This window comes from Micromonospora sp. D75 (assembly GCF_018070405.1).
GTDB classification, from domain to species: Bacteria; Actinomycetota; Actinomycetes; order Mycobacteriales; family Micromonosporaceae; genus Micromonospora; species Micromonospora chalcea.
This window is the reverse complement of sequence record NZ_JAGPXV010000213.1, coordinates 1-8,728: the sequence shown is the minus strand read 5'-3', so window position 1 is coordinate 8,728 and position 8,728 is coordinate 1. Positions and strand designations below refer to the sequence as shown.

2 protein-coding genes are annotated in these 8,728 nt (G+C 75.1%); both read left to right on the top strand.

From position 1 onward, the window contains the following. The coding region (locus tag KBX39_RS14970) for an acyltransferase domain-containing protein (RefSeq protein WP_210871124.1) at positions 1–4,313 on the top strand (4,313 nt) is incomplete at its 5' end. Between the two features lie 103 nt (positions 4,314–4,416). After that, the coding region (locus KBX39_RS14965; protein WP_210871122.1) for an amino acid adenylation domain-containing protein at positions 4,417–8,728 on the top strand (4,312 nt) is incomplete at its 3' end.

Genomic DNA, 8,728 nt, shown 5'->3' with positions numbered 1-8,728 from the left:
CGGCCGCCGCGCCGCCCGCCGCACCGGCCGGCGCCCGGGTGCGGCCGCTGTCGGCCCGGGCCGCGCCGGCGCGGGCCGCCGTGGCCGGCCGGCGCGCCGACCACCTGGCCGCCCACCCCGACCTGGACCTGGACGACGTGGCGTACACGCTGGCCGCCCGCCGCCGGGCCTTCGAGCACCGTACGGCGGTGACCGGCCGGGACAGCGCCGAACTGGTCGCCGCGCTGCGGCGGGCCGCCGACGCCGGCACGGGCACGCCTGCCGGACGGGACGCGCCGGTGGCGTTCCTCTTCCCCGGCCAGGGCGCGCAGTACGTGGGCATGACGCGGGGCCTGTACCGCAGCGAGCCGGTGTTCGCCGCCGAGCTGGACCGCTGCGCCGACCTGTTCGCCGGCCACCTCTGCGAGGACCTGCGGGTGCCGCTGTTCGCGGCCGACGACGGGACCGGCGACGCGGCGCTGGCGCTGGCGCGTACCGCCGTGACCCAGCCGGTGCTGTTCGCGGTGGAGTACGCGCTGGCCCGCCTGTGGATCTCGTGGGGCGTCCGCCCGGCGGCGATGGTCGGGCACAGCGTCGGCGAGTACGTGGCCGCCTGCCTGGCCGGGGTGTTCTCCCTCGAGGACGCGGTGGCGCTGGTCGCCACGCGGGGGCGCCTGGTGCAGTCGATGCCGGCCGGGTCGATGCTCGCGGTGTTCCTGCCCGAGGCGGAGGTGACCGGCCGGCTGACCGGCGGGCTGTGCGTCGCGGCGGTGAACTCCACCGGCCTGTGCGTGGTGGCCGGCCCGACCGCCGAGGTCGACGCGCTGGCGCAGCGGCTCGCGGCGGACGGGGTGGCGTGCCGCCGGCTGCGCACCTCGCACGCCTTCCACTCACCCAGCATGGACGCCGCTGTCGCGCCGTTCGTCGACGCGGTCCGCCGGGTCGCCCTGCGCCCGCCCGCCACCCCGTTCGTCTCCAACGTCACAGGCGCCTGGATCACCGACGAGCAGGCCACCGACCCGGAGTACTGGGGACGACACCTGCGCGCGCCGGTGCGTTTCGCCGACGCCCTGGACGTGCTGCTCGCCGACGAGGAGCTGGTGCTGCTGGAGGTCGGTCCGGGGCAGACGCTGCGCAACTTCGTCCGCCAGCACCGCGCCTGGCACGAGCGGCGGACGGTGGCCGGATCGGTGCGGCACCCGGACGAGCCGCGCGACGACCAGGAGTACCTGCTGGCCGGGCTGGGTGAACTCTGGGCCGCCGGGGCGCCGGTGGACTGGGCCGCCCGCGCCGGGGACACGCCGCGGCGGCTGCTGCGCCTGCCCACGTACCCGTTCCAGCGCCAGCGCTACTGGATCGAGCCGCGGCCCGGCCCGGTCCGGCCCGCGCCGGTCGCGGCGACCGGGCCGGACGCGCAGTGGTTCCACGTGCCCGGCTGGCGGCGGCTCACCGCGCCGGCCGCCGGGACCGCCGACGGGGCGACCTGGGTGGTGCTCGGCGCCGAGCTGCCGCTGGGCGTGGCGCTGGCCGGGCGGCTGGCCGACGACGGCGCGACAGTGCTGCGGGTCAGCGCCGGCGACGAGCTGCGGGAGACCGGCGAGCGGGCCTGGTCGCTGGACCCGGCCAGCCGGGACCAGCACGCCGCCCTGCTCAAGTCGCTGGAGGTGGACGCCGGCCGGACGATCCGGGTGGTGCACCTGTGGAGCCTGACCGTGGAGCCGGGCGACGGCCCGGATCCGGACCGGATCGACAGCGCCCGGCGGGTCGGGTTCGACAGCCTGCTGGCCCTGGCCCAGGCGATCGGGGACGTGCAGCCGGGCGGCCCGGTGGAGATCGACGTGCTCAGCCGGGGCCTGTTCGCGGTGACCGGCGAGGAGAGCCTGCAGCCGGAGAACGCCCCGCTGCTCGGCGCCACCACGGTCATCCCGCAGGAGGTCCCGGACGTCACCTGCCGCGTGCTGGACCTGACCGCCGCCGACCCGGCGCCCGGCCCCACGACCGTGCTGGCCCGGCTGACCGCGCCCACCGCCGACCGGGAACTGGCGCTGCGCGGCCGGCACTGGTGGGTACGCGACTTCGAGGCCCGTCCCGCCGACGCCGCCGGCGGGACGGGCGGCCGGCTGCGGCCCGGCGGCGTCTACCTGATCACCGGCGGTCTCGGCGGGGTCGGGCTGGCGCTGGCCGAGCAGATCGCCCGCTCGGTCGACGCCCCCGTGCTCGGGCTGTTGCACCGCTCGGCGTTCCCCGACTCGACGCGGTGGCCGGACTGGCTGGCCGAGCACGGCGAGCAGGACGACACCAGCCGGCGGATCCGCGGCGTGCAGCGGCTGCGGGAACTGGGGGCGCGGGTGGTGGTGCTGCACGCCGACGTCACCGACCGGGCCGCCCTGTCCGACGCGGTCGGACGGCTGCGCGCCGAAGGCGGTGGCCTGCACGGTGTCGTCCACGCCGCCGGCCTGCCGTCGCGGGGACTGATCGCGGTCAAGTCCGGCCGGGACGTGACCGACGTGCTGGCCGCCAAGACCGTCGGCACGCTGCACCTGGACGCCGTCTGCGACGCCGACGGACTGGACTTCCTGCTGCTCTGCTCGTCGCTGACCGCGCTGCTCGGCGGGCCGGGGCAGAGCGACTACTGCGCGGCGAACGCCTTCCTGGACGTCTACGCCCAGTGGCGGCGAGCCACCACCGGGGCGCCGGTCGCGGCTGTCGCCTGGGACACCTGGCGCAACACCGGCATGGCCGCCGGCCTGGTCGAGCGGCTGCACGGCGGCGCCGCGCTGACCGGGCACCCGCTGCTGCAACGCCTGGTCTCCTCGACCGGCACGTCCCGGACGTACGCCACCACGCTCAGCACGGCCGACAGCTGGATCGTCGACGAGCACCGGATCATGGGCCACGGCCTCGTTCCCGGCACCACGTACCTGGAGCTGGTCCACGCGGCGGTCGCCGACCGGGCGGCCGGCCGGGTGGTGGAGCTGAACGACGTGCTGTTCCTGATGCCGGTGATCGTGCCGGACGGTCGGAGCCGCGAGCTGTTCACCACGGTGCAGGAGCGCGACGGGCAGCTCCGGTTCAGCGTGCAGAGCCGCGTCGACGGGGAGGCCGGCCGCTGGCAGGAGCACGCGAGCGGCACCGTGGCCTTCCACGAGCGGCCGGCGGACACGGCCCGGGACCTGGACCGGCTGCGCCGCGACTGCGCCGTCACCGAGGTGATCGACACCGAGGACGAACTGAAGCGGCGGCTGAAGCTCGACCGGGTGGAGCAGGGCGGCCGGTTGCAGTTCTCGTTCGGCCCGCGCTGGCGGTGCCTGCGCCGCATCGAGGCCGGCGAGCGGCGGCTGATGGTCACGCTCGAACTGGCCGAGGAGTTCGCCGCCGACCTGGAGCGCTACCCGCTGCACCCGGCGCTGCTGGACGTGGCCGGCGCGTCCGCACGGATCCGCGCGCGGGACGTGTTCTACCTGCCGTTCACCTACCGCAGCCTGCGGGTCTTCGCCCCGCTGACCCGGGTGGTCCACTGCCACGTCGAGGTGGACGAGGCCGGTGACTCCGGCGAGACGCTCACCGTCAGCATCGAGCTGATCTCCCCGCAGGGACAGCTGCTGGCCCGGATCACCGACTTCACCATCAAGCGGATCAACGACATCGACGGCCTGCTGGAACAGGTGCGCGACGGCGCGGTGACCGCCGCCGGCACGGGCGCGGGCGAGGCGACGCCGGGCACCCTGCACGTGCTCAGCGAGGGGATGACCGCCGCCGACGGGATGGCCGCCTTCGACCGGCTGCTCGCCGCGCCCGAGCTGCCGGAGCACGTGGTGGTGACCGGCCGGGACCTTTCCGGGCTGCGCCGGCTCGCCGCCTCGATCACCCCCGCGCTGCTCGCCGGGGAGGTGGAGCAGATCGCCCCGCCCCGGGGCAGCCACCCCCGGCCCGATCTGGACACCCCGTACGTGGCGCCGGGCACCGAGGCCGAGCGGACGGTGGCGGAGATCTGGCAGGAGGTGCTCGGCCTGGACCGCGTCGGCGTGCACGACGACTTCTTCGCCCTCGGTGGACACTCGCTGGCCGCCGTGCAGATCGGCGCGAAGATCCGCGGCCGGTTCGGGGTGGAGCTGAACCTGCGGGGCTTCTTCGACAGCCCGACGGTGGCGCACACGGTGACCGTGCTGGCCGAACCCGGCGGGCCGGGGGATCGGGGCGCCGACCGGATCGAAGCGGTGAGCCGGGACGTGCCCGACGACGAACTGGCCGGCCTCGACGAGCTGTCCGACGAGGAGATCGAGGCACAGCTCGCCGCCCTGCTGGCCGAGGACGACGGCGGGGGACGGGCATGAGCCGGCCGCTTCCGCCCGCCCCGGCGCGTGCCCGCCGTACGCGAGCGCCGCACGTCCTGTCCGCAGCCGTGTCAGCTCACCCACACACCGAGGATGATCGCCCGTGACGACCACCGACCTGGGCAGCCTGTCCGCCGCCGAGAAGCGCGCACTGCTGGCCGAGCGGCTGCGGCAGAAGAAGCAGCGGCGGGAGTTCCCGGCCTCCTTCTCCCAGCAACGACTCTGGTTCCTGGAGCAGCTCTCGCCGGGCAGCGCCGCGTACAACATCCCCGGCGCCGTCCGCATCCTGGGCCCGCTGGACCTGGAGGTGTGGCGGCGCTGCTGCAACGAGATCACCCGCCGGCACGAGGCGCTGCGGACCACGTTCACCGAGGTCGACGGCGAGCCCCGGCAGCTGGTCAACGCCGTCTGCGAGCCGGAGTTCACCGTGGTCGACTGCGCCCACCTGCGCGGACCGCAGGGTGAGGCGGGCATCCAGGAGTTGGCCCGGGAGGAGTTCACCCGCCCGTTCGACCTGGCCGGCGGGCCGCTGCTGCGGGTGCGGTTCCTCCGGCTCGGCCCGCAGGAGCACATCCTGCTGCTGACCATGCACCACATCGCGGCCGACCGGTGGTCCATGTCCGTGGCCATCGCCGAGCTGGTCGAGCTGTACGGGGCGTTCGCCGCCGGTCGCGAGTCGACCCTGCCGGACCTGCCGATCCAGTACGTCGACTACACCGTCTGGCAGCGGCAGCGGCTGGAGGGCGACGCGCTCGACGCCGACCTGGAGTACTGGAAGAAGACGCTCGCCGGGGCGCCGGCCGCGCTGGAGCTGCCCATCGACAAGCCCCGCCCGGCGGTGCAGAGCACCCGGGGCGGCTCCCGGCCCTTCGCCCTGCCCGAGCCGGTGATGACCCGGCTGCGCGCGCTGAGCCAGCGGGAGGGCGCCACCCCGTTCATGACCCTGCTCGCGGCCTTCCAGGCGCTGCTGCACCGCTACAGCCGCGAGGACGACATCGTGGTCGGCGTACCGGTGGCCAACCGGAACCGGCCGGAGATCGAACGGCTCGTCGGCTACTTCGTCAACACCCTGGCGCTGCGCACCGACCTGTCCGGCGACCCGAGCTTCCACGAGCTGGTCGGGCGGGTCCGGCAGACCTGCCTCGGCGCGTTCGCCCACCAGGAGGTGCCCTTCGAGCGGCTGGTGGAGGAGCTGGCCCCGCGCCGGGACCTGTCCCGCTCGCCGATCTTCCAGGTGCACTTCATCTTCCAGAACATCCCGATGCCGAAGTTCGACGTGGCCGGGCTGCGGCTGGAGCCGGTCGACGTGGAGAGCTCCACCGCCCGGTTCGACCTGGAGCTGCAGGTCTTCGACCGGCCGGACGGGCTGACCGGCTGGTTCGAGTACAACACCGACCTGTTCGAGCCGGCCACCGTGGAGCGGATGTCCCGGCACCTCGCGCAGCTGGTGGAGAACCTGCTCGCCGACCCGGACCGGCCGATCGACCAGGTTCCGATGCTCGGCGCCGACGAGGAGCGTGACCTGCGGCTGCGGTGGAACGACACCCGCCGGGACTGGCCGCAGCCGGTGTGCGTGCCGCAGCGCTTCGCCGCCCGGGCCGCCGCCACCCCGGACGCCCCGGCGCTGCGCACCGACCGGGAGAGCCTGACCTACGCCGAGCTGGACGGGCGCTCGACCCGGCTGGCCCGCCGGCTGCGGCGGCTCGGGGTGGCCCGGGAGACGATGGTCGGCATCTGCCTGGAGCGTTCGGCCGACATGGTCGTGGCGATGCTCGCCGTGCTCAAGAGCGGCGGCGCGTACGTGCCGCTGGACCCGGGTTTCCCGCCGGACCGGATCGCCTTCATGCTCGCCGACTCCGACCTGTCCGTGCTGCTCACCAGCAGCGACGTGCTGGCGGGCCTGGGCGGGGTGAAGGCGCAGCCGCTCTGCCTGGACCTGCTCGGTGACGAGCTGGCCGCCGAGTCGGCCGAACCGCTGGACGTCGACGTGCGCCCCGACGACCTGGCGTACGTCATCTACACCTCCGGCTCCACCGGCCGGCCCAAGGGCGTGCAGGTGCCGCACGGGGCGCTGGGCAACTTCCTGCTCGCCATGGGCGAACGCCCCGGCGTCACCGCCGACGACGTGCTGCTGGCGGTCACCACGCTCTCCTTCGACATCGCCGGGCTGGAGCTGCTCCTGCCGCTGGTCGAGGGCGCCTGCGTGGCAGTGGTGAGCCGCCAGGTCGCCGCCGACGGGGAACGGCTGGCCGCCGCGCTGGACACCTTCGGCGCGACGGTCATGCAGGCCACCCCGTCCACCTGGCGGATGCTGCTCGACGCCGGCTGGACCGGCGAGGCCGGGCTGCGGGTGCTGGCCGGTGGCGAGGCGCTCCCCGCCGAGCTGGCCCAGCGCCTGCTCGGCCGGTGCGCCGAGCTGTGGAACATGTACGGCCCGACCGAGACGACCATCTGGTCGGCGGTGGCGCGGGTCGACCACGGCCCGATCTCCATCGGCGAGCCGATCGCCAACACCGAACTGCACGTGCTCGACGGCAGCGGCCACCTGGTGCCGCCGGGTGTCCCCGGCGAGCTGCACATCGGCGGCGCCGGCCTGGCGCGGGGCTACCTGGACCGGCCCGAGCTGACCGCCGAACGGTTCGTCCGGCACCCCTTCCCGATCGGGCTGGGCGACCGGCTCTACCGCACCGGCGACCTGGTCCGCCGTCGCGCCGACGGGAGCATCGAGTTCCTCGGCCGGCTCGACCACCAGGTGAAGCTGAGGGGCTTCCGGATCGAGCTGGGCGAGATCGAGTCGGTGCTGGAGCGGCAGCCGCAGGTCAACCAGGCGGTGGTGACCGTACGCGAGGACACCCCCGGCGACCAGCGGCTGGTGGCGTACGTGGTGGCCGGCGCCGACGCCCGGGCCGAGGCGGCGGCGCAGTGGCCGCACGAGGTGGAGCAGTGGCGCGACGTCTGGGACGCCGCGTACGACGTGACGGACACCGGCGAGGTCGACCCGACGTTCGACACCCGGGGCTGGAACAGCAGCTACACCGGAGCGCCGATCCCGGTGGCGGAGATGCGCGGCTGGGCCGAGGCGACCGCCGAGCGGATCCTCCAGGACGGCCCGCGCTCGGTGCTGGAGATCGGCTGCGGCACCGGCCTGATCCTCTACCGGGTCGCCCCGCACGTGCGCCGCTACTGGGGCACCGACATCTCCGCTGTCGCCCTGGACCGGCTGCGCGCCGACGTGCCGGCGCGGGGACTGTCCGGGGTGGAGCTGTTCGGCTGCGCCGCCGACGAGCTGGACGCGCTGCCCGACCAGCTCTTCGACGTGATCGTGCTCAACTCGGTGGCGCAGTACTTCGCCGACGAGGACTACCTGCTGCGGGTGATCGAGGGCGCGTTGCCCCGGCTCGCCCCGGGCGGCGCGCTCTTCCTCGGCGACATCCGCAGCCTGCCGCTGCTGGAGACCTTCCACACCTCGGTGCAGGTGGAGCGGGCCGAGGCGCAGGACAGCGCCGAGCAACTGCGCGAGCGGGTGCGCCGGGCCGTCGCCGACGACCGGGAGCTGGTCTTCGACCCGGGCTTCTTCACCGCGCTGCCGGCCCGCTTCCCCCGGCTGACGGGGGTACGGGTGATGCCGAAGCTCGGCTCGGTGAGCAACGAGCTGACCCGGTTCCGCTACGACGTACGGCTCACCGTCGACGGCGACGTCGTCGACGCCGGGGACGTGACGTGGCTGGACTGGCGCGACAGCGGGCTCACCGCGGCCGGGCTGCGCGAGCGGCTCACCGGCGACCGTCCGGCGCTGCTCGCGTTGCGCGGCGTACCCAACGCCCGCGTCGACCACTGGGCGCGGGCGGCGACGGCGCTCGCCGGGGCGGACGGCACGGTCGCTCACCTGCGGGCCGAACTGGCGTCCCCTGTCGACCCGGCCGCCGTCGAGCCGGAACAGCTGCGCCGGCTCGCCGACGAGACCGGCTACCGGCTGGACCTGGACTGGTCCGGTCACGGACCGGCCGGTGACCTGACCGTCGTGCTGCGCCGGCTGGCCGGCGACGGCCGGCCGGAGACGCCGCTGCCCCGGCTCGCCGGGCCGCCCGCCGCCGAGCCGCGCTGGGACTCGTTCGTCAACGACGCCCTCGGCCGTCGGGCGAGGCGGCTGCTGCCGCGGCTGCAGGCCGCGGTCGGCGAGCAGTTGCCCGACTACATGGCGCCCTCGGCGTACGTCTTCCTCGACGCGCTGCCGCTCACCCCGAACAACAAGGTCGACCGCAAGGCGCTGCCCGCGCCCGAGTCGGGCCGGCGGCAGGTGACATCGGTGTACGTGGCGCCGCGCACACCGGTCGAGGAGGTGATCGCCGGCATCTGGGCCGAGACCCTCGGCGTCGACCGGGTCGGCGTAGGCGACGACTTCTTCGCCCTCGGCG